The organism is Commensalibacter sp. Nvir (assembly GCF_963921845.1).
GTDB lineage: Bacteria > Pseudomonadota > Alphaproteobacteria > Acetobacterales > Acetobacteraceae > Commensalibacter.
Window position 1 is genome coordinate 1 of record NZ_CAWUGZ010000042.1, and the last position, 18,821, is coordinate 18,821.

Below are 18,821 nucleotides of genomic sequence, written 5' to 3' on the forward strand. Positions count from 1 at the left end.
TAGACCCATCTTATGCATGGATATAAAATGTTGCGAAAGGATAGTGTATGACATGTTCGTTTAAATCTAATAGTTTTTCGAGATAGTCAGTCGAAGGCAAAGGCAAAGGAAATCCAATAGGAACGTTAACGTCAATATATGAGATTAACTTTTTTCCTGAGTCCATTAATCAGTTCTGCGAAAAAAACGAATCTTTCAAAAAGCGTATTGTATCAGATAATTAAAATGGATGTAGGCAAGAGTAGAATTGATAAGTAATTTTAAATTATAGGAAATGTATCCAAGTTTAATTGAATAGGGGTATCAGTGGAGATATCTTTTTTTAAATAAAAGATATTTTGTCTTTGAAAATAAGACCTTATGAAAAACTAATGGCTGGGGTGGGAGGATTCGAACCTCCGCATGGCGGAATCAAAATCCGCTGCCTTACCGCTTGGCTACACCCCAAAAAACTATCACGAAGCATCTTTTAAAGGACTTATCCCTTTACGTAAAGAAGAAAATTAAAAAACTACGATTTATTTTCGTTAGTAAGTAGATGCGTTTCCTTTTCATATTCTTGACAGGGAGAATTACTAAAAGATTTTTGTCTTACGACAACATAAGGCGCTAATTTTCCAGCTTTTGTTATGGTTTTGTCAAGAGAAGCCATTGTTCTTGATAAATCATGAGTTGTATCCTTTAACCATGTTTTAAAAGCTACAGTCCATATTGCTGTTAATCCTTCTATACATACAAACCCTTTAAACCCCATCGTATTAATACGAGCAGATTCAGCTATCCATTTCATACTTCGTTGGGTTCCAAATCCTATAAGTAAAGCAAGACTAGGGTGTGATGGCAATAATTTTACAATAGAAATATATCCTTCACGATATTGTTGCAGAATGTCGAAGCGATTCATCATGGCATCAAATAAATATTCTGGTAAACGTTGCCCCTGATATGGCTGTTCCATGGTGTTTTTGTCTACTAATTGATTTAAGTAGATCAATAAACAAATTTTAAAAGGAAAATTTTTCCGCACTTGATACACAGGTAAGTGAACGTATTCCGCTATCTGAACCAGTGTAGTATTGTCCCATCCTTTTTTAGCAAATAGAAGCATACCCTGTTGAAGTATTTTTTTATTAATTTCTTTATTTCGCATAGTTTATTACCTATTAAAACTATTCGTTATGTAGAGCACTTATACTATACATAACAAATCGACTAAGAAATCATTTCTTTTGAACGGTTGATAGCGGCTTGTAATGCCCTTGCTAATGAATCTGGCCATTCATGGGGATCATTAAGAATTTCAATAGCTTTTTCAGTAATACCCTGCGGGGTAGTAACTGTTTTCCGTAAGGTCTCAGCTTCTTCTGTTGAATGTGCCAATAACGCAGCAGAACCAATGACTGTTTGGCGTGCTAAGATTTTAGCAAGATTTTCTGGTAATCCTTTTTGTGTACTTATATTTTGTAAAAGTTCAGTTAAAAGAAAGATATAGGCAGGTCCACAGCCTGAAATAGCAGTAGCAAGGTCTATCTTTTCTTCCGAATCAAGCCATATAATTTTGCCTATTGCTTCAAACAAATGAGTGACAGTTTGCTTTTGGATAGGTTGAACAAAGTTATTTGCAACAGCAATGGTCATACCTAATGTTAGTTCTGAAGCTATATTGGGTACAGCACGTATAAGTGAAGTTGTGGGAGGTAATTGTTTTTGCAACCAAGAAAGCGTTTTGCCTCCTAAAATAGAGATAACTATAGAATTTTTGATCCAAGGTTTAATTAAAGAAATATTTTCTTTAGCTTGTTGGGGTTTTGTGGCTAATAAAATAATATCAGGCTGAAATTTTAAAGGGATGTCGTTTATAGCCTCAACTTGTATGTGGGGATGAGGTAGGGTTAGAGGGTAACGATGAACGATCACGGAAGGAGCAAGCTTTTGATTTAACCAGCCATTTAGCATAGCGCGTCCTATATGACCACAACCAACAAGTAGAATTGAAGGAAGCTTGTACATTGCATTCACTCTTTCATTGAAGATATAAAATGTTTTAATACCATTAAATTTGCTTTTTCTGTGGTAAGAGAGCAATTTTTTTCAACGTTAAATTCTGCCAAAAAAACTGTGAATGGAAGGAAAAACTTGTTTTTTTAGTAGGTTAACTTTTTTGATAGTTCGTTTACCAAGCAGATTTTTTTTATAAAGCTGAGACTGCATTAATTATATGTTTTGTATTTTTTAAAAGTTCAAAAGGTTATTTAACTAAGTAAGTAGATTTAGAAGATACAAAAGGATCTGCGACGCAAATAATCCTAACAGTAATTTATAGGATTTTTCTGAAATTTTTTAATTTGCTCAGGATTCGTCGCAAGTATCTTCTGTTATAATAAAAAATTGAGTATGTATAATTTTTTATTAGTAAAGACTTTACCCTATTAGAGGTTTTTATTCTTTTCAAGTTGGCTAAGACGTTCTTCAAGTTTTTTGACGTGTTCCTCAAGTTTTTCTTGCGCACTTCTTGTACGGCTTGACATTTCAGAAACGATATCAAATTCTTCTCTTCTAACAAGATGTAGGGTTGAAAGAATTTCGTCAACTCTACCCCGAATGACTGAGGCAATTTCTTCTTTGATACCGTTTAGAACAGAAAATGCACTTCCAGCAGTTTTAGAGGCATCTTCAAAAATTTTGTGACGATCAGGCATGCGTGTATCTTTCAAATAATTATAATTTGTAATGGACTAGAATAAATTAGTATAGCTGAGTATCATCTTTTATACTACATTTACCAAGCTTTACTTAAATAGTCATGATTGAGAAAAAATGATCATTATTACAGGTGCTTTAGGATTCATTGGCTCTTGCTTGCAAGCTAAACTTTATGAATTAAAAGAAGAAACCGTAGTGGTTGATTGGTTTGGCGATAAAGGAAAATGGCGTAATGTTGCCAAACACGTACCTACCCAAATTGTCAAACCAGAAAATCTAGAATGTTTTCTTAGCCAAGTAAAAAATGTTACTGCGATAGTGCATTTAGGAGCAATTAGCGAAACGACGGCACATGATGGTGATCTTGTATGGCAAACCAATGTGGAATTGTCTTTTTATTTGTGGCAATGGTGCGCCAAAAAACAAGTTCGTTTTATTTACGCTTCTTCGGCTGCAACTTATGGCGGTGTAAGTGGATTAAGTGCATTTAATGATGATCCCAGTTTAATTAAAACCCTATCTCCTTTAAATTTGTATGGATGGTCAAAACATGTTTTTGATTTAAAAGTACTGCAGGAAACAAAGAAAAATAGGCTTATACCTCCGCAGTGGGTTGGCTTGAAGTTTTTTAACGTTTATGGCCCAAATGAATACCATAAAGGAAAAATGATTTCCGTTATTAAAGTTAAATTCGACGAGATAAAAAAAGGCATAGCACCCAAACTTTTTAAATCCGATTGTAAAAGTTTAGCTGATGGTGCTCAAGCACGAGATTTTATATGGGTGGGAGATATCGTTGATATTTTATTGTGGATTTTAGAAAATCCAAAAGTTAACGGAATTTATAATTGTGGTACGGGTATTGCCCGAACATATCTAGATTTGGCTTATGCTGTTTGTGACGCGGTAGGTATGGAAAGACAAGTCGAATTTATTGATATGCCTCAATCTCTTAAAGGTCAATACCAATATTTTACTCAAGCAAACATGAGTAGGTTAGAAACTATTGGCTATCGAAAACCTTTTACATCGTTGGAAAATGGGATAGGGACATACATACAAAATTATTTACTACAATCGGATCCTTATCTTTAAACGTTTTGAGTCATCATTATTAAGCGAAATGGTGTTTTATGTCCGCTCCTCTTAAGTTTCCTGATTTCGACCCTATTATGGTGCATATAGGACCGTTATCTATACGTTGGTATGCCATTGCGTATATTATGGCACTTGTTTTCGGTTGGCTAATTGTCAAACGATTAGTTAGACGTAACCCCGTGGTAGCAACAACGCTACAAGTAGATGATTTTTTAACATGGGCAACTTTGGGGGTTATTTTAGGTGGACGTCTGGGATATGTGTTGTTCTATCAACCCGAATTTTATTTAGCTCATCCTCTGCAAATTTTTCAGGTCTGGCACGGCGGTATGTCGTTTCACGGTGGAGCTTTGGGTGTTATTATTGCTTTAATCTGTTTTTCTTACAAAAATGGGTTAAGCTTTTTAGGGTTTTCGGATCGTGTCGTTGTGGTGGTGCCATTAGGCCTTGGTTTAGGGCGGCTAGCAAATTTCATCAATGGAGAATTAGTTGGACGGTTGGCACCAGATTGGCTGCCATGGAGAATGGTTTATTCAACTGTTCAAGGGGCTAGGCATCCTTCAGAACTATATGAATGTTTTTTAGAAGGTATTGTTTTATTTTTTATAATGTACCTGTTGTCGTGTCGCCTTTCAATTCGGTCAAGGCCAGGTTTGCTTTCAGGCTGTTTTTTGTTGGGATACGCATTGGCGCGCAGTTTTTGCGAATTATTTCGTGAGCCAGATGATTTTTTAGGCTACTTGGTTTTCCATCTTACTATGGGGCAGATACTATGTATACCAATGGCCCTTGCAGGAATATATTTTATCGTTCAGTCTTATTATTTACCAAAATTAACGAATCTTGAAATAAATAATGACGGATAAGCATTTGTTAAGACTTGATGCGTTTATGTCTCAGGCAAATAGTCTCTATTATGCAAAAAAAGACCCTTTTTCTGATTTTACGACAGCGCCTGAAATTTCACAGGTATTTGGTGAATTAATTGCGGCTTGGGTAATTGCCGTATGGCAGATGATGCCATCAGACAGTGCAGTTGCTTTGGTTGAAATGGGGCCAGGTAGAGGAACCTTCATGTCGGATATATTGAGGGTTATAAAAAAGTGCTGCCCTTCTTTTTATAAAAATTGCAATGTTTTTTTTATTGAAACGTCGCCTCGTTTAAGAAAAATTCAGCAACATAATCTTATGCAAAATCATTCTGTTCAGATGGATTGGTTTAATTCTTTCAGTGATATTCCTAGTCAGCCTATTATTTTATTTGCTAATGAATTTCTTGATGCCTTGCCTATTAGACAATTTATTAAGAGATCAGCGGGTCAATGGGCTGAGCGCTATGTAAAACAAAAACAGTTTGTTGCCAAACCGGTGGAGGATTTGCCTAATTCTCCAGTATTCAAACGTGCTATTCAAAAAGGCAATATTGTAGAGGTATCAGAGAATTCTCAAAATATCATAGATGAAATTTCTCGATTTTTATGCGCTAATTTTGGAGCCGCTCTTTTTATGGATTACGGTTATTGTCAGCCTTTATGGGGGGATACGCTTCAGGCGATTTATAAAGGCGAAAAGACGTTTCCGTTAGCTTTTTTCGGTAAGGCAGATTTAACATCTCATGTTGATTTTTTGACTCTAGGAACTATTGCCGTAAAGGCAGGGGCTAAATTGCATCCCTTCTTGACTCAAGGCGATTTTCTTCAGAGGCTCGGCATAATGTATCGATTAGAGGCCTTGTCTTCCCATTGTTCTACTGAACAAAAACAATCTCTTTTACAGGATGTTCGTCGTCTTATAACGCCAGAGGAAATGGGGCAATTATTTAAAGTAATGGCTATAAGTCACCCTAGTCTACATGCGTTGCCTGCTTTCGAAAGCATAGAGGATTGAATTGTAATGAGTATAAGTAATGGTGTTATTCGTCATCCTTTACTGTCTAACACAGTGAGGCATGGGTTTTTTACGCGATTGGGAGGAGTATCGAAAGGAGAATATGCCTCTTTAAACTGTGGATTAAAAACAGACGACAATTTTAATTGTATAAAAGAAAATAGAAAACGTGTTGCGCGTGTGATGCACGTCGATCCTTTGTTTCTTTGGGGTGGATTGCAAATTCATAGTACAAAAGTGCTGTGTATAACAAAAGAAAATAACGTATTGCAAGAAGCTGACGGTGCCGTTACCAATGATCCTAATATTGCCGTCAGTGTTGTAACAGCAGATTGTGCGCCGGTTCTTTTTTCAAGTTTCGATGGCAAAATAGTTGGTGCAGCTCACGCCGGCTGGAAGGGAGCGGCGTTTGGTATTTTAGAAGAACTGATCACAAAGATGGAAGAATTAGGGGCTAAAACTCGAGAAATAACCGCTATTGTGGGTCCTTGTATTGATGGTAATCGTTATGAAGTTAAAGAAGACATGAGACGCCAAGTCCTAGAGCAAGATTTCAAAAGCCACTCTTTTTTTCGGCAAATAAATAAAGAACATTATTTGTTTGATTTAGGCCATTATTGTGTGGATCGCCTAAGTAGACGTCGTGTGGGAATAGTCGCTCTTTTAGGTCGAGATACGTTGAGCAATCCCAAGTATTTTTTCAGTCATCGTCGGCGCACTTTGTCAGGAGGCGGTGCATTAGGGCACCAAATTTCTGCGATTGCCTGTGCTGAAGGGTAAGAGATGGAATGCGTGTTTATTTAAGAAAATACATTAGAGCTTATTTGCCTTTGTCAATCTTGTTTGTATTAACAGGATGTATTATGGTTCCCCGGCCATTTGAAAAAAGAGAAGGAAAACTCGGTGGGCCTTTGAGTCAGCCTCCTCCCTCTCGGCTAATTATTCCTGTTCCGACTGAATCGTTATTAAGCAACGAGGATTCAAAAATTTTTGCGGAAACTTTAGCGAGAGCTATGGTGGTAGAAACCGTTCCTGCAGTGGTTACGCCTGCACAAAAAGGTGACTGGATATTGGGGGTTAAAGTAGGGTTACAGGAAAATATGGTTAAACCTCAATACAGCATTATTTCTCCTAAAGGAAAAGTGGAAGCTGTCAGAGATGGAATGCCTGTTTCTCCTGCTGAGTGGTCTAAGGGGGATAAAGGTATTTTTGATCAAGTCGCGGCGCAAGCCGCGCCTATTATTACGGAAGTTTTGACGGGATTACAGGCAAGACGTATGGAGTTGGATCCTAAAAGTTTGAAACACAGAGCGGCACAGATTTATTTTCAAGGCGTGAAGGGGGCTCCAGGTGATGGAAATGAAGTTATTGCCAGACAATTTGTTGTTTCTATCGTCGATCAGTCAAACAGTATACAGCTTAAAGAGGATAAGGCAGATTATAAAGTAACCTGTGAGGTTAGCGTAACGAATGGTGCGGCTGGAAACACACATAATCCAGTACAACACGTTGAAATTGTTTGGAAAATTATCGATAGGAAGGGTAACGAAGCGGGTAAAGTCACGCAAATTAATGATGTGCCTGCACATAGTTTAGATTCATCGTGGGGAGATGTCGGTGCGGCTATTGGCGAAGAGGCGGCAGGGGGGATCAAACGGGTTATCAGCAATTATTCAGGTCGAAACAACAAACCATTGCCAGAAACAAAAAATGGATTTACCAAGTCACCACTCGTAGCCCCTCTTGGACTATTGAGTGAACATAATTAATATTTGGTATAAGGTTAGGTAAGATCTTGTTGAACAAGGAGTCGAGTGTATGAAAATTATAGCGGGAAATAGCAACCGCCCTTTAGCTGAATCAGTGGCTGCAGAGCTTAAAATGCCATTATGCGATGCTTCTGTTCAACGTTTTGCTGATAAGGAAGTCTTTGTTGAGATTTATGAGAATGTGCGTGGTGAAGATATTTTTGCTGTGCAAAGTACCAGTTATCCAACAAACGATAACCTGATGGAGTTGCTAATTATGCTTGATGCGCTGCGTCGTGGTTCTGCACGTCGTATCACCGCCGTGATGCCTTATTTTGGGTATGCAAGACAAGATAGAAAATCTGGACCTAGAACTCCAATTAGTGCAAAACTTGTAGCTAATTTACTGGTGGAAGCAGGAGCCAATCGTGTGCTGACACTGGATTTGCATGCGGGTCAAATCCAGGGTTTTTTTGATATACCTGTCGACAATTTGTATGCTGCCCCTCTATTTACACGTGATATCAAAAAAAGACATTCCGACAATCCAAATATTATGGTTGTTTCACCTGATGTTGGTGGTGTCGTCCGAGCAAGACAGTTGGCAAAACGATTAGATGTCGATTTGGCAATTATTGATAAACGAAGAGAGAGAGCGGGTGTTTCAGAGGTCATGAACGTTATTGGTAAGGTTGAGGGAAGGCATTGTCTATTAGTCGATGATATCATTGACAGCGGCGGATCATTATGCAATGCAGCGCAAGCTTTAATGGATGCGGGTGCAATTGCCATTGATGCCTATGTCACCCATGGTGTTTTGTCAGGGAATGCTGCAGAAAAAGTGCAACATTCTGCTATCAATGAGTTGGTCGTTACAGATAGTATTTTAATGTCAGATTCCGTTCGTTTAGCGTCAAAAATTCGTCAGATATCTTTGGACAATTTGTTAGGGAGAGCTATTCGCGCTGTTAGTGATGAAAGTTCAGTTTCTTCTTTATTTGATTAACAAGTGTAAGGTTTAAATATGTCGTTTTTACTTCATCAAGCGTATTGGTATCTGCGTCACGGGCAAACGGATTGGAATGCACGTAATTTATCTCAGGGTCGTACGGATATCCCCTTGAATAAAGTAGGTTTAGCACAAGCTGTTGCAGCAGGGGAGGCACTCGCTAAGCATTGGAGTCGGCTTGAATATCCCATTACAACGATTGTTAGTTCTCCTTTATGTAGAGCTCGTAAAACTGCTGAAATAACAGCCACTATTTTAAAAAATAAAGTAGGAATAGCATTACCAATAGAATTGAACGACAGTTTAAAAGAAGTATGCTTTGGTGAGGAAGAGGGGCACCCTATGGGGCCTTGGTATGATCGTTGGATTGCTGGGGATTTTACTCCTCAAAATGCAGAGTCTTTTAAAAAATTATGTGATCGCGTGAGCGAAGCTGTCAATGGTTCGCTACGCAAAGCAGGAACGGGAACCGTGCTCATTGTTGCGCACGGAGGAATATTTCGTTCTTTGCGTTACATGATGGGATTAAAACCTAACGTGCGTTTACCGAATGCACAACCTTTATGTGCGCGTCCCCCTGTAGAGGCTAGTAATGCTTGGACGCTGGATGCTTTGCCATTAGAATAATTAAGTTTTTTTGAATAATTTTTAAACAGTAATAGAATGTGAAGGAATGGAACTACAAGAGAAGGGACGTATTTTTAAGTATTCAATTCAGTTAAATCGGTTTTGTTTTTGATTATGAAGTTCGTAGGGTTTAAGCCAAGTGATTTTATTTTTAAAATGTATTTTATAGAACTAAGATCTATAAAAATTTAGTTTTAAAGTAAGTAATTTTCACTAAAAGATTGAATTTTAAGAGAAAGAAGTTTGCTTTTTAAAAAAATGTTCGCTAAATAACAGTCTGCATCAGCACCCCTGGAGGTTGATGCGTTACGTCGCTTTACAATTATTAGGAGAATACAAGTGGCAAAAAAGTTTGTCGAATTAGAAGTAGCGGTGCGTGCGAAGGCTGGTAAGGGGGCAGCGCGCGCAACTCGTCGTGAAGGTCTGGTCCCTGGCGTTATTTATGGTGGAAAAACAGAACCATCTATGATTGCTCTTGACCCTCGTTTAATTATGCGTGAATTGCATAATCCCTCTTGGCGTTCGCAACTCTATCAAATCAAAGTTGAAGGAAAAACTTCGGTTGCGTTAATGCGCTCTATACAAATGCATCCTGTAAATGATCGTCCTTTGCACGTTGATTTTCAGCGTATGGTTGCAGGCCAACATATTCGCGTTGAAATCCCTGTTCATTTCGATGGTGAAGAAATTTCGCCAGGTGTAAAACGTGGTGGTGTGGTTAATATTGTACAGCATTCCGTTGAAATCAGTTGTGATGTTGAACATATTCCTGAAGTTTTCGTAGCGGATTTATCATCGCTTGATATTCACGATAATATTAAATGGTCTGATTTAAAAGGTATAGAGAATGTTTCTCATACCAATCAACATGAAGAAGATTTTGTTATTGCAACAATAGCTCCTCCAACCGTAGCTATCGAAGAACCTGTAAATGAAGTTGAAGCAACGGAAGTCGCTACTCAAGAAACTCCTTCCAAAGCATAAGTATACGTTCGAAGGAATTGGATGATGTTATTGTGGGCTGGGCTTGGTAATCCTGAGCCTGGAATGCAAGCAAATCGCCATAATATTGGTTTTATGGTGATTGATCGAATTGCCGAGCGCTACGGTTTTTCATCGTGGCGCAAACGTTTTCGAGGAGAGCTTGCCGAAGGCAACATAAACGGTCAAAAAATTTTACTTCTAAAACCTATGACGTACATGAATTTATCTGGTGAAAGCGTTTTGCCAACGCTTTCATTTTATAAAATTTCTTTATCCAGTTTTTTTGTGTTTCATGATGAACTTGATCTTGATCCAGGGCGTGCAAAAATAAAAAGAGGCGGTGGATCTGCTGGTCACAATGGTTTGCGTTCTATCGACAAACTGTTAGGAAGCAAAAATTATTGGCGTATTCGTTTGGGGATAGGTCATCCTATGGATAGAGCTCAAGTGGTTAATTACGTTTTGGGTAATTTTTCTAAAATGGATCACCAATGGTTAGACCCCTTTATTGAGGCAGTAGTCGAATCTGCACCACTGTTGATAGAAGATAAAATGGATGCGTTTATGAGTAAAGTCGCTTTGTCAACGAAGGAATAAAAATGGGTTTTAATTGTGGTATCGTCGGATTGCCTAATGTGGGTAAGTCTACTCTTTTTAATGCCTTAACGGCAACAGCGACAGCACAATCGGCGAATTATCCTTTTTGTACTATCGAACCGAATATTGGTAGGGTTGCTGTACCTGATGATCGCTTAGTTGTGTTATCTAAAATTGCGCATTCTCAGCAAATTTTACCTACGAGTTTAGAATTCGTTGATATCGCTGGATTGGTAAAAGGAGCCTCCAAAGGCGAAGGGTTGGGAAACCAATTCTTGGCAAATATAAGAGAAGTGGATGCTATTATTCATGTGTTACGTTGTTTCGAAAATGATGACATTACCCATGTCGAAGGTTCTGTAGATCCTGTACGGGATGCAGAAATTGTTGAAACAGAACTGATGATAGCCGATTTAGAAAGCCTTGAAAAGCGCCTTATTCCTTTACAAAAAAAAGCTCGTGGCGGTGATAAGGATGCTCAAGCGACGCTATTATTAATCGAACCTCTTATCAACGCATTGCAAGCAGGGAAGCCTATTCGTGCTGTTATTCCTGTCGGTGAAGAGAAAGCAGTGGAAAGACTACAGCTGCTTACGAGTAAACCTGTATTATATGTATGTAACGTTGAAGAGTCCGCAGCTGCTACAGGGAATAGTTATTCTGAAAACGTACAAGAAATGGCAAAAGCACAAGGGGCCGAAGCCGTTATTGTTTCAGCGGATATTGAGGCGGAGGTGAGTCAACTCGACAAAGACGATCAGAGGGAATTCTTGGCGGGTTTAGGGCTAACCAATAGCGGTTTAGATAAAGTCATTGCAGCGGGGTATAGACTTTTAAATTTGATTACGTATTTTACTTGTGGACCTAAAGAAACTCGGGCATGGACGATTGTGAAAGGAACAAAAGCTCCTCAAGCTGCGGCAGTAATACATAATGACTTTGAAAGAGGGTTTATTGCTTGTGAAACCATTGCTTATGAGGATTATGTTCAATTTAATGGTGAAGCTGGCGCTAAAGAGGTGGGTAAGGTTAAAGTTGAAGGTAAAGAGTATGTCGTTAAAGATGGAGATGTTTTATTGTTTCGTTTTAATGTATAACGTGTAAATAAAATTTTTTGTTTAGGCTACAATGCGGAAAATATTATGTTAAAAGAAATTTTATCTCATTAAGAATGAGGCAGTAAGCCTGAAAAAAACAAAAAAGATTAGTAAGGCTTTACTTTTTCATCAGCAAAACCATAACAAAATATCCAATTATGTAACGATTTTTTTTGTTTAATTCAAATTTAAAGTTAAACTGATAGTAAACATAACTTGCCTTCTTTAGAGGTCATTTTATTTCTTAAGAATGCAACGAATTTGGATGTTTTGTATGTTGAAATAAAATTTTTGATCGTGATGTTGAAGATATAGGTTTTTAAATCTTTGGGTAACAAGCTAGGAAAAATTAATCATATTTAAAATAGAATATATTCTTTTAATGTACCAGTGTTAAAAAGGAGCATTTATCAAGGTTAATTTTCTTTCAATATAAATATTAAGAACGTATAGATTTAGTTTTAAAAAAAATGATTTCATACGTCGATGTAAATGTGGGTCAGCGGTACAAATCTTAAAAGTTATTAGCGAAAAAAATATTGGTATATGGGCGCAAAACTAAGTGAAATAGCTATATTGTGTAATAAAAATTATTTTTCTAAAGACGATGGTGTGATCGTGCTCTGTGGTAGGAATTTTGTAAAAATGTAACGGAGAAAAATCATAAATTCCTATGCTACTTTCTGTTTTTAACTCGTGTCATATATAAATATAAAGGCAATTAATGTTGATAAAAGACTCAATATAAGAATGCTAAATGTTAAAACATATAAAATAAATATTTATCTTATACGTTTTCATAAGCAGTACCAATTCCGGAAAAGTAGCTATTTTGTTGGTTAAAAATCTTAAAAGCAACAGCATATTCTTTTGCGATCTAAAGTTGCTTCTATTTTTGGATTTGGTATAAATGTTTTCAAAAGAAGGCTTTCTTAAAAGTAAGATTTATAAAAGCGGTAAATTTACATATTTCAATTATGAAGATGGTCACATAGATGCCATTATTGCGACGGATAATTTGATTATGTATCCTCGCCTAAATAAAGTTTGATTTGTCAGTATGTACAACATATTTATACCGTTTTGTAATAGGAAAGAGTTAGACTTTGTTAATGCTTGTACAATAAGACAAAGGCAGGCGAATGCGAGCGAATTCACAAGAGTAAAAAAGCTGACAAATTATTATTATAAAATTTATAGAACTTGTGGGGTAGGTTATTAATGCATCAACTACCGACGTGGGGGGATGATAGAAAACTTCGCATTGGTTTGCTTGGTGGTTCGTTTAATCCAATACATAAGGGGCATTTACAACTAGCAAATCAAGCTCTTAAAGTGCTAAGGCTGGATCAAGTTTGGTTAATGGTATCCCCCGGTAATCCCCTTAAAGCTGAGTGTGACATGGCGCCTTTTAGTCAACGTTTGGAAAGAATTAAAGAGTGTATTGACGATAAGAGAATACTGGCTACGGATATAGAAAAACGTTTAGGTACACGTTATACGTATGACACGCTTAAACTTCTAAAAAAGCGTTTCCCTCGATGCCAATTTGTTTGGTTGATGGGAGCAGATAATTTAGCGCAGATGTCGAACTGGTTACATTGGAAAAAAATAGTTCATACGATTCCAGTTGCTGTTTTTCCGAGACCTACTTATCGATCTCAGGCGTTAAAGGGTAGGGTATCTTCTTATTTAAGACAGTACCGTTTGCCTTCTAAACGAGCAGCTCTTTTGACAAATTTTAAACCTCCCCTATGGAGTTTTGTGTCCACTCGAGAAAATAGTATCTCAGCAACTGTTCTTAGAATTCAAGGCAGTAAGTAAAATTAATAAATTAGAAAGGAAAACATAGGAATATGCAGATATCATTAGAAAAAAGAAAAGAAGTTGTGAATCAAGATAGTGATAATTCAGAGCCATACCAAAAAGAAATGCCCATCCGTTATCTTGTTGACTTAATTGTGTCATCACTCGAAGATGATAAAGCTGAAAATATAGTTGTTATGGATCTCGTTGGTAAGACAACTATTGCTGATTATATGGTGGTAGCTACGGGTAAAGTGGATAGACAGATAATGGCCATGGCTGGCCATCTTGATAAAGTGCTTTTCAAACAAGGAATAAAGCGAATTTCAATTGAAAGCAGTGCGGATTGGGTTCTAATTGATTCAGGAGATATTATCATTCATTTATTCCGTGAAGAAGCAAGAGAATATTATAGTATTGAAAGGATTTGGGGGGTTAACGTGCCAAATCTAGAGGAAAAATAGAAAAATTATGATTACGATTGTGGCTATTGGCAAAATGCGTCAAAAAGCTGAGCTGGAGCTATATAACCGTTATATAAAAAGATTTAAACCAAAATTAAATCTTATCGAAATTTTAGAAGAAAAAGGGAATTCAACCGAGGTCAGACTTAAAGAAGCACAAATGATGCTGACCAAAATAATTAAAAGGTCGGTAGTTGTCAGTCTTGATCAAGCAGGAGTAAATCTTTCAAGCTTAACATTTGCTGATAACCTCAATCGTTGGGGGTATCAGACCAATTCGGTAGTTTTTCTTATCGGAGGGGCAGAAGGATTGCATCGGTTAGCAATCGAGCGTTCAAATTTTATATTATCTTTTGGTAATCTAACGTGGCCACACATGTTAGCAAGAATTATGTTAGTTGAACAACTCTATAGAGCGCAAACAATTTTACAGAGTCACCCTTACCATCGGGAAAATCGGCCTTAAATTTAAATTGCTATTTTATATTACGATCAGGCCCATCTTCAAAAAAGTTGTTTGAAATATTCGGAGCCAAAGCCACTTGAGTACTAGTATTTTTGAACTCTGAAGTCCAAATTTTTGCATTTGCTTGCCAATAGTTTTTGCGATTAGTGGTTTGAGAAACCTGGTTTGGATAGATAAAACCATGCGTTGGATAAATACTTCCAAAAGAATCTTTTTTTCTATTAATAGCAACACGAACGGAAGACCAATCATTATTGGGTGATACGTCAATAACAGGTACGTTTCGGCTAATACCTCTTTGAGCCCAATGAGATTGATCGATAATAATCGTTCTAGGGTTTACAACTTCTTTAACAACAGCTACGTGCCCATAGGGCATCCGTCTTGTGGATTTGAAGCTCAAAATACTATTAGGCTGTGGAACATAACCTTTCTCGTATACACCTTCAGCATTATTCCACCAATCTCTAGCATTTCCTTTTAACTGTACGTCTGAGACATGGCGCGCAAAAGCAACACATTGGATAACATGACCGCCTTTATGCGTTTTATGTGTATATCTGATTCGGTACGTTTTATGATTGAAACTATTGCGGTTAGAGTAACCGATTTTAATAGGATGATGAAATGTTGAAAGATTAATTCTCTTGACTGTGTTAGTTCGTTTTTTTATACCCTGATATGTAGTTTTAGCATTTGTTGGGGATGAAAAAAAATTTAAGCAAATAAATATAAAACAAAAGGACGTTAATTTGAATTTAACATGGTTTGTCACGTAACTCTGAAACATCAGTACCCCTAACCCTGATTAAATTAAATACATGTTTGAATTGGTATTAAAGGATTAACGTATCACTCTATTAAGGGCAAGATAAAATTTGGCAAAATACCTTTTTTAATTTCAATGTCAAGAATTGTATTTTCATTTGAGGTAAACTTGCAACATTAGTTCTATTTTAAAATTACAGTATAATAATAAAAAATTCGCAATTTATATTTCTAAAAAATATTTGCTTGTCCACGTAAAATTATCAATTCATGTAGCGGAGTTCTTATTTGTATCTTTTAGTTAATTCACTTAGAATTGAGATTCTACCTGTTACACCCATTAGTCAAAATTGTATGATGATTTGGGACCCAGACTCCGCAGACGCAATTATTAGTGATCCAGGGGGGGACCTAGAATCCATCGTGCGCTTGATTGAATCTAAAAATGTATGTGTGCAGTCTATATTATTAACTCATGGGCATTTTGATCACGTTGGAGTTGCTTTGCCTTTACAAACTTTTCTCGAACATAAATATCAGAAAAAAATTCCTATTTTAGGTCCTGCGATTGAAGATCAATTTTTGCTTGACAGGGTAGTAGAAGATGCATCGCAATTTGGGGTTTATATTCAACACGCTTCAAATGTAACGCCTACTCGCTTTGTAGAAGATGGGGATATTCTTCAGTTTGGTGAGATGGTATTTGAGGTGATGCATATGCCTGGGCATACACCAGGGCATGTTATTTTTTATGAAAAAAATGCAAGATTTGTGATTACAGGAGATGTACTTTTTAAAGGAGCAATTGGACGAACAGATTTTCCTTATGGTAATGAAAAACAGCTGATTACCGCAATTAATCAGAAATTACTTATTTTAGATGATGCTACTTTTGTTCTTCCTGGGCATGGTCCTGTGACCACGATAGGTTATGAAAAAGGTCATAACCCCTTTTTGATTTGAGGAGATATACTAAGTGAAACTAAAGTTTTTGCAATCGGTGGTCATCGGAAGTTTGTTGTGCAGCACGATGGTGCCAAGTTTAGTGAAAGCAGAACAAGATATCACGCAAGCTCAACCGGAACTCGGTAAAAAATCTCTTACTATAATTGACAGAAAAGGTCAGAAACATATTTTTTCTGTTGAAATTGCAAGCTCTTTGAAAGAACAAGAAACGGGAGAGATGTTTAGAAATAACATTCCAGAAAATGGAGGAATGTTATTTGTTTGGCCAACACCTCAACAAAGCAGCATGTGGATGAAAAACACTAGAGTTCCGCTTGATATTATTTTTATTGACCAAGATGGTAACATACAAACTATCGCTGAGAATACAGTGCCTTATAGTCTTAAACCTATAAGTAGCCGCGGGCTGGTTCGTGCAACGCTTGAATTAAAAGGCGGAATAACTGAAAAATTGGGTATTTTGGTTGGAGATAAAGTGGATAGCCCTGCTCTAAAAACGCAAAACAAGCAAAATTAAGTTGAATCGTTTAAATTAATTTTTGTTTAATAAACAACTGTCTCTGACGAATTGTAATTAGAGACAGTTGTTTTAAAATCTGTTATTTCGTTGGTTTTGGCTCAACTTGAGTATGTGCTTCTAGGAACCAAAGTTGTTTATCCATAGCTCTTGATACTTCAGTAAAAAGATCAGCCGTGTCAGCATCACCAGCTTCTTCTGCCTGGTCAATTGATTTGCGAATTGCATTTGCGAACGTTGCATAGCGTTCACTTAAGGCCTTAATATGATCCATGACATAGTAAATATCTGTTGGATAAGGAGTGATTTGAGAGGTTTGGCTGATGTCTTGTGTGGTACCGTACGCTGTCCCTCCTAATGAGGTAATTCTTTCGGCTATTTTATCGTTAAAATCGTTTTGTTCAGCCCGAAACCCATCGACCATCATATGAACTCCGATGAATTGCGGGCCTTTCATATTCCAATGGGCTTGTTTTGTAATGAGTGAAATGTCTAAACCCTCAGCAAGACGTTCATTAAGAATTTGAATGACTACAGTTTTTGTGTTTGAAGGTAAGTCGTTACGTGTAGAATGAAAAGATTTTTTTTTAGTTACCATTGAACCATCTCCTAAACATCTAAAAGAAGTTTTTATTTTCATATTGTTTTTTAATAAAAGCAATAATGTTGTCTGATGTCGAACAACTTTCTTTTAACGAAATACTAACGTATATAATTTAAACATTAGAGTTAGTCATATTTATTAAATATAATGGCATTGAATAGGATTTAGATCAAGTTTAGAATCTTTTAGGTTGCTGTATGGAAAAACAAATACAAAAGTTTTAATTACTCATGTTTAAAAAAATATTTGCCAGTAATTTTTGCTCATTTATAAGAATCAGCTAAAATATTTGTTTCAAAAAGGAATAAGGTGTTAATGTGGTCTGTTTAATAACGGGTGCAGCTGGATTTATAGGATATCATTTAGCCCATAAATTGTTAATAATGGGAGAAAAAGTTATTGGGATTGATAATATCAACAATTATTATTCTCCTAACCTAAAAAAAGATCGTTGTCTAAAATTAAAAAAATTTCAAAATTTTAAATTTTATCGTGCTGATATTTTAGACCAGCACGATATAAAAAAAATATTTTCTGATCATCCTGATATTTCTTTTATTTTTCACTTTGCTGCGCAAGCTGGGGTGAGATACTCTCTCATAAATCCATCCAGCTATATCCAAATTAATATTCAAGGGCATTTAAATATTTTAGAAGCAGCGAAAAATTTGCCTAAGATTGAGCGTATTTTTTATGCATCGTCTTCATCTGTTTATGGTTCAAATAAAAAACTCCCTTTTAACGAAAATGACAGAACTGAATTGCCCAATTCCGTATATGCTGTTTCCAAGAAATCGGCTGAACTTCTTTCTACGTCCTATCATCATCTTTTTGGTTTAAAACAAACGGGGCTGCGTTTTTTTACTGTTTATGGTCCATGGGGAAGACCCGATATGGCTTATTACAGTTTTGCCAAAGCAATTATAGAAAATACACCCATCACCTTGTATACAGGAGAGGATTTATCAAGGGATTTTACTTATATTGATGATGTTATAGAAGCGATCTTAAAATTACAAAATTGTGAAACAATTCAAGATTGCGGTATTTATAATATTGGCAATAATCGTCAAGAAAAAATAGCACATCTTATTACTTTTTTGGAGAAAAATTTAGGTCGCAAAGCATTGATACATTATGTTCAAAGGCCAGAAACAGATATTGAGTCAACTCTTGCGGATATCAGTGCTATTGAAGATCTTACAGGTTGGAGGCCAGTCACATGCCTTGAAAAAGGTATAAAAGTTTTTACCGATTGGTTAAAAGATTATAAGGAATAGATTGAATAAAATACATGGTCATATTTTTAAAGGTAATTATATTAGCTTAAATTTTTTGAATAGAAACTCCGATTCCTCCTACCCCTCCGGTAGTACCCATTGGGTTTCCTTCTGAGTTGGCGCAACGCCGACCTGATATAAGAGAAGCAGAGGCTAAATTGCATTCAGCGACTGCAGATATTGGAATTGCGATGGCTGAT

Annotated in this window: 22 protein-coding genes and 1 tRNA gene; 16 read left to right on the forward strand and 7 right to left on the reverse strand. The window is 36.6% G+C overall.

The window, feature by feature from the left end; translation table 11 throughout:
* Positions 1-10: 10 nt before the first annotated feature.
* From AABE15_RS03410 to AABE15_RS03430, 5 genes are all read right to left on the reverse strand, one after another.
* Positions 11-166: a hypothetical protein gene (locus tag AABE15_RS03410; RefSeq protein ID WP_338329878.1), complete on the reverse strand. Its 156-nt coding sequence runs from the start codon at positions 164-166 to the stop codon at positions 11-13.
* Positions 167-372: 206 nt separating this feature from the next.
* Positions 373-447, reverse strand: a tRNA-Gln gene (locus AABE15_RS03415).
* Between the two features lie 64 nt (positions 448-511).
* Entirely contained in the window at positions 512-1,150 is a 639-nt protein-coding gene (locus AABE15_RS03420) for a TetR family transcriptional regulator (RefSeq protein WP_338329879.1), read from the reverse strand.
* Between the two features lie 62 nt (positions 1,151-1,212).
* Positions 1,213-2,010: a pyrroline-5-carboxylate reductase gene (proC, locus tag AABE15_RS03425; protein WP_338329880.1), complete on the reverse strand. Its 798-nt coding sequence runs from the start codon at positions 2,008-2,010 to the stop codon at positions 1,213-1,215.
* 419 nt (positions 2,011-2,429) lie between these two features.
* Positions 2,430-2,699, reverse strand: a complete 270-nt coding sequence (locus tag AABE15_RS03430; protein ID WP_338329881.1) for an accessory factor UbiK family protein — start codon at positions 2,697-2,699, stop codon at positions 2,430-2,432.
* A gap of 118 nt (positions 2,700-2,817) precedes the next feature.
* Between AABE15_RS03430 and rfaD the strand changes: the two genes are divergently transcribed.
* The 13 genes from rfaD (at position 2,818) to AABE15_RS03495 (ending at position 14,486) form a co-directional block, all read left to right on the forward strand.
* Positions 2,818-3,798 carry an ADP-glyceromanno-heptose 6-epimerase gene (gene rfaD, locus AABE15_RS03435; protein ID WP_338329882.1) on the forward strand — a complete coding sequence of 327 codons (981 nt, stop codon included), beginning with the start codon at positions 2,818-2,820 and terminating at the stop codon, positions 3,796-3,798.
* A 38-nt stretch (positions 3,799-3,836) separates the two neighbouring features.
* On the forward strand, positions 3,837-4,667 hold the full coding sequence (lgt, locus tag AABE15_RS03440; protein ID WP_338329883.1) for a prolipoprotein diacylglyceryl transferase: 831 nt from the start codon (positions 3,837-3,839) through the stop codon (positions 4,665-4,667).
* Entirely contained in the window at positions 4,657-5,688 is a 1,032-nt protein-coding gene (locus AABE15_RS03445; protein WP_338329884.1) for an SAM-dependent methyltransferase, read from the forward strand. The genes lgt and AABE15_RS03445 overlap by 11 nt, the downstream gene beginning before the upstream one ends.
* A 6-nt stretch (positions 5,689-5,694) precedes the next feature.
* The gene (gene pgeF / locus AABE15_RS03450; protein ID WP_338329885.1) at positions 5,695-6,468 is read left to right on the forward strand and encodes a peptidoglycan editing factor PgeF; all 774 of its coding nucleotides are present in this window, start codon (positions 5,695-5,697) and stop codon (positions 6,466-6,468) included.
* Positions 6,469-6,551: 83 nt separating this feature from the next.
* Positions 6,552-7,457 carry a hypothetical protein gene (locus tag AABE15_RS03455; RefSeq protein WP_338329886.1) on the forward strand — a complete coding sequence of 302 codons (906 nt, stop codon included), beginning with the start codon at positions 6,552-6,554 and terminating at the stop codon, positions 7,455-7,457.
* A gap of 49 nt (positions 7,458-7,506) precedes the next feature.
* The gene (locus AABE15_RS03460) at positions 7,507-8,442 is read left to right on the forward strand and encodes a ribose-phosphate pyrophosphokinase (RefSeq protein ID WP_338329887.1); all 936 of its coding nucleotides are present in this window, start codon (positions 7,507-7,509) and stop codon (positions 8,440-8,442) included.
* Positions 8,443-8,460: 18 nt separating this feature from the next.
* Entirely contained in the window at positions 8,461-9,072 is a 612-nt protein-coding gene (locus AABE15_RS03465; protein ID WP_338329888.1) for a histidine phosphatase family protein, read from the forward strand.
* 339 nt (positions 9,073-9,411) lie between these two features.
* The gene (locus tag AABE15_RS03470; RefSeq protein WP_338329889.1) at positions 9,412-10,056 is read left to right on the forward strand and encodes a 50S ribosomal protein L25/general stress protein Ctc; all 645 of its coding nucleotides are present in this window, start codon (positions 9,412-9,414) and stop codon (positions 10,054-10,056) included.
* Positions 10,057-10,080: 24 nt separating this feature from the next.
* The gene (pth, locus tag AABE15_RS03475) at positions 10,081-10,653 is read left to right on the forward strand and encodes an aminoacyl-tRNA hydrolase (protein WP_338329899.1); all 573 of its coding nucleotides are present in this window, start codon (positions 10,081-10,083) and stop codon (positions 10,651-10,653) included.
* Positions 10,654-10,655: 2 nt separating this feature from the next.
* Entirely contained in the window at positions 10,656-11,750 is a 1,095-nt protein-coding gene (ychF, locus tag AABE15_RS03480; RefSeq protein ID WP_338329890.1) for a redox-regulated ATPase YchF, read from the forward strand.
* A 1,221-nt stretch (positions 11,751-12,971) separates the two neighbouring features.
* Positions 12,972-13,574, forward strand: coding sequence for a nicotinate-nucleotide adenylyltransferase (locus tag AABE15_RS03485; protein ID WP_338329891.1), 603 nt, complete (start codon positions 12,972-12,974; stop codon positions 13,572-13,574).
* A gap of 32 nt (positions 13,575-13,606) precedes the next feature.
* A complete protein-coding gene (gene rsfS, locus AABE15_RS03490) occupies positions 13,607-14,020 on the forward strand; it encodes a ribosome silencing factor (RefSeq protein ID WP_338329892.1) in 414 nt (137 codons plus the stop codon).
* A gap of 7 nt (positions 14,021-14,027) precedes the next feature.
* Positions 14,028-14,486: a 23S rRNA (pseudouridine(1915)-N(3))-methyltransferase RlmH gene (locus AABE15_RS03495; protein ID WP_338329893.1), complete on the forward strand. Its 459-nt coding sequence runs from the start codon at positions 14,028-14,030 to the stop codon at positions 14,484-14,486.
* Between the two features lie 10 nt (positions 14,487-14,496).
* On the opposite strand, the gene AABE15_RS03500 is transcribed toward AABE15_RS03495, so the two are convergent.
* Positions 14,497-15,276, reverse strand: coding sequence for a CHAP domain-containing protein (locus AABE15_RS03500; protein WP_338329894.1), 780 nt, complete (start codon positions 15,274-15,276; stop codon positions 14,497-14,499).
* Positions 15,277-15,542: 266 nt separating this feature from the next.
* Here AABE15_RS03500 and AABE15_RS03505 point away from each other — a divergent pair, with 266 nt between their 5' ends.
* Complete coding sequence (locus AABE15_RS03505; RefSeq protein ID WP_338329895.1) at positions 15,543-16,217, forward strand: MBL fold metallo-hydrolase; 675 nt, start codon at positions 15,543-15,545, stop codon at positions 16,215-16,217.
* Positions 16,218-16,284: 67 nt separating this feature from the next.
* Positions 16,285-16,737: a DUF192 domain-containing protein gene (locus AABE15_RS03510; protein WP_408870246.1), complete on the forward strand. Its 453-nt coding sequence runs from the start codon at positions 16,285-16,287 to the stop codon at positions 16,735-16,737.
* 82 nt (positions 16,738-16,819) lie between these two features.
* Here the strand turns inward: AABE15_RS03510 and dps are convergent, their stop codons facing one another.
* The gene (dps, locus tag AABE15_RS03515; protein ID WP_338329897.1) at positions 16,820-17,335 is read right to left on the reverse strand and encodes a DNA starvation/stationary phase protection protein Dps; all 516 of its coding nucleotides are present in this window, start codon (positions 17,333-17,335) and stop codon (positions 16,820-16,822) included.
* Between the two features lie 323 nt (positions 17,336-17,658).
* Here dps and AABE15_RS03520 point away from each other — a divergent pair, with 323 nt between their 5' ends.
* A complete protein-coding gene (locus tag AABE15_RS03520) occupies positions 17,659-18,621 on the forward strand; it encodes an NAD-dependent epimerase/dehydratase family protein (RefSeq protein WP_338329898.1) in 963 nt (320 codons plus the stop codon).
* Positions 18,622-18,821 lie beyond the last annotated feature (200 nt).

Coding starts and splice junctions, on each gene's coding strand:
- AABE15_RS03460 (WP_338329887.1), top strand. CDS start 7,507: ATGAAAATTATAGCGGGAAATAGCAACCGCCCTTTAGCTGAATCAGTG.
- AABE15_RS03410 (WP_338329878.1), bottom strand. CDS start 166: ATGGACTCAGGAAAAAAGTTAATCTCATATATTGACGTTAACGTTCCT.
- AABE15_RS03485 (WP_338329891.1), top strand. CDS start 12,972: ATGCATCAACTACCGACGTGGGGGGATGATAGAAAACTTCGCATTGGT.
- AABE15_RS03465 (WP_338329888.1), top strand. CDS start 8,461: ATGTCGTTTTTACTTCATCAAGCGTATTGGTATCTGCGTCACGGGCAA.
- pth (WP_338329899.1), top strand. CDS start 10,081: ATGTTATTGTGGGCTGGGCTTGGTAATCCTGAGCCTGGAATGCAAGCA.
- rfaD (WP_338329882.1), top strand. CDS start 2,818: ATGATCATTATTACAGGTGCTTTAGGATTCATTGGCTCTTGCTTGCAA.
- AABE15_RS03500 (WP_338329894.1), bottom strand. CDS start 15,276: ATGTTTCAGAGTTACGTGACAAACCATGTTAAATTCAAATTAACGTCC.
- pgeF (WP_338329885.1), top strand. CDS start 5,695: ATGAGTATAAGTAATGGTGTTATTCGTCATCCTTTACTGTCTAACACA.
- lgt (WP_338329883.1), top strand. CDS start 3,837: ATGTCCGCTCCTCTTAAGTTTCCTGATTTCGACCCTATTATGGTGCAT.
- AABE15_RS03510 (WP_408870246.1), top strand. CDS start 16,285: ATGGTGCCAAGTTTAGTGAAAGCAGAACAAGATATCACGCAAGCTCAA.
- AABE15_RS03420 (WP_338329879.1), bottom strand. CDS start 1,150: ATGCGAAATAAAGAAATTAATAAAAAAATACTTCAACAGGGTATGCTT.
- dps (WP_338329897.1), bottom strand. CDS start 17,335: ATGGTAACTAAAAAAAAATCTTTTCATTCTACACGTAACGACTTACCT.
- rsfS (WP_338329892.1), top strand. CDS start 13,607: ATGCAGATATCATTAGAAAAAAGAAAAGAAGTTGTGAATCAAGATAGT.
- AABE15_RS03495 (WP_338329893.1), top strand. CDS start 14,028: ATGATTACGATTGTGGCTATTGGCAAAATGCGTCAAAAAGCTGAGCTG.
- proC (WP_338329880.1), bottom strand. CDS start 2,010: ATGTACAAGCTTCCTTCAATTCTACTTGTTGGTTGTGGTCATATAGGA.
- AABE15_RS03430 (WP_338329881.1), bottom strand. CDS start 2,699: ATGCCTGATCGTCACAAAATTTTTGAAGATGCCTCTAAAACTGCTGGA.
- AABE15_RS03455 (WP_338329886.1), top strand. CDS start 6,552: ATGGTTCCCCGGCCATTTGAAAAAAGAGAAGGAAAACTCGGTGGGCCT.
- ychF (WP_338329890.1), top strand. CDS start 10,656: ATGGGTTTTAATTGTGGTATCGTCGGATTGCCTAATGTGGGTAAGTCT.
- AABE15_RS03445 (WP_338329884.1), top strand. CDS start 4,657: ATGACGGATAAGCATTTGTTAAGACTTGATGCGTTTATGTCTCAGGCA.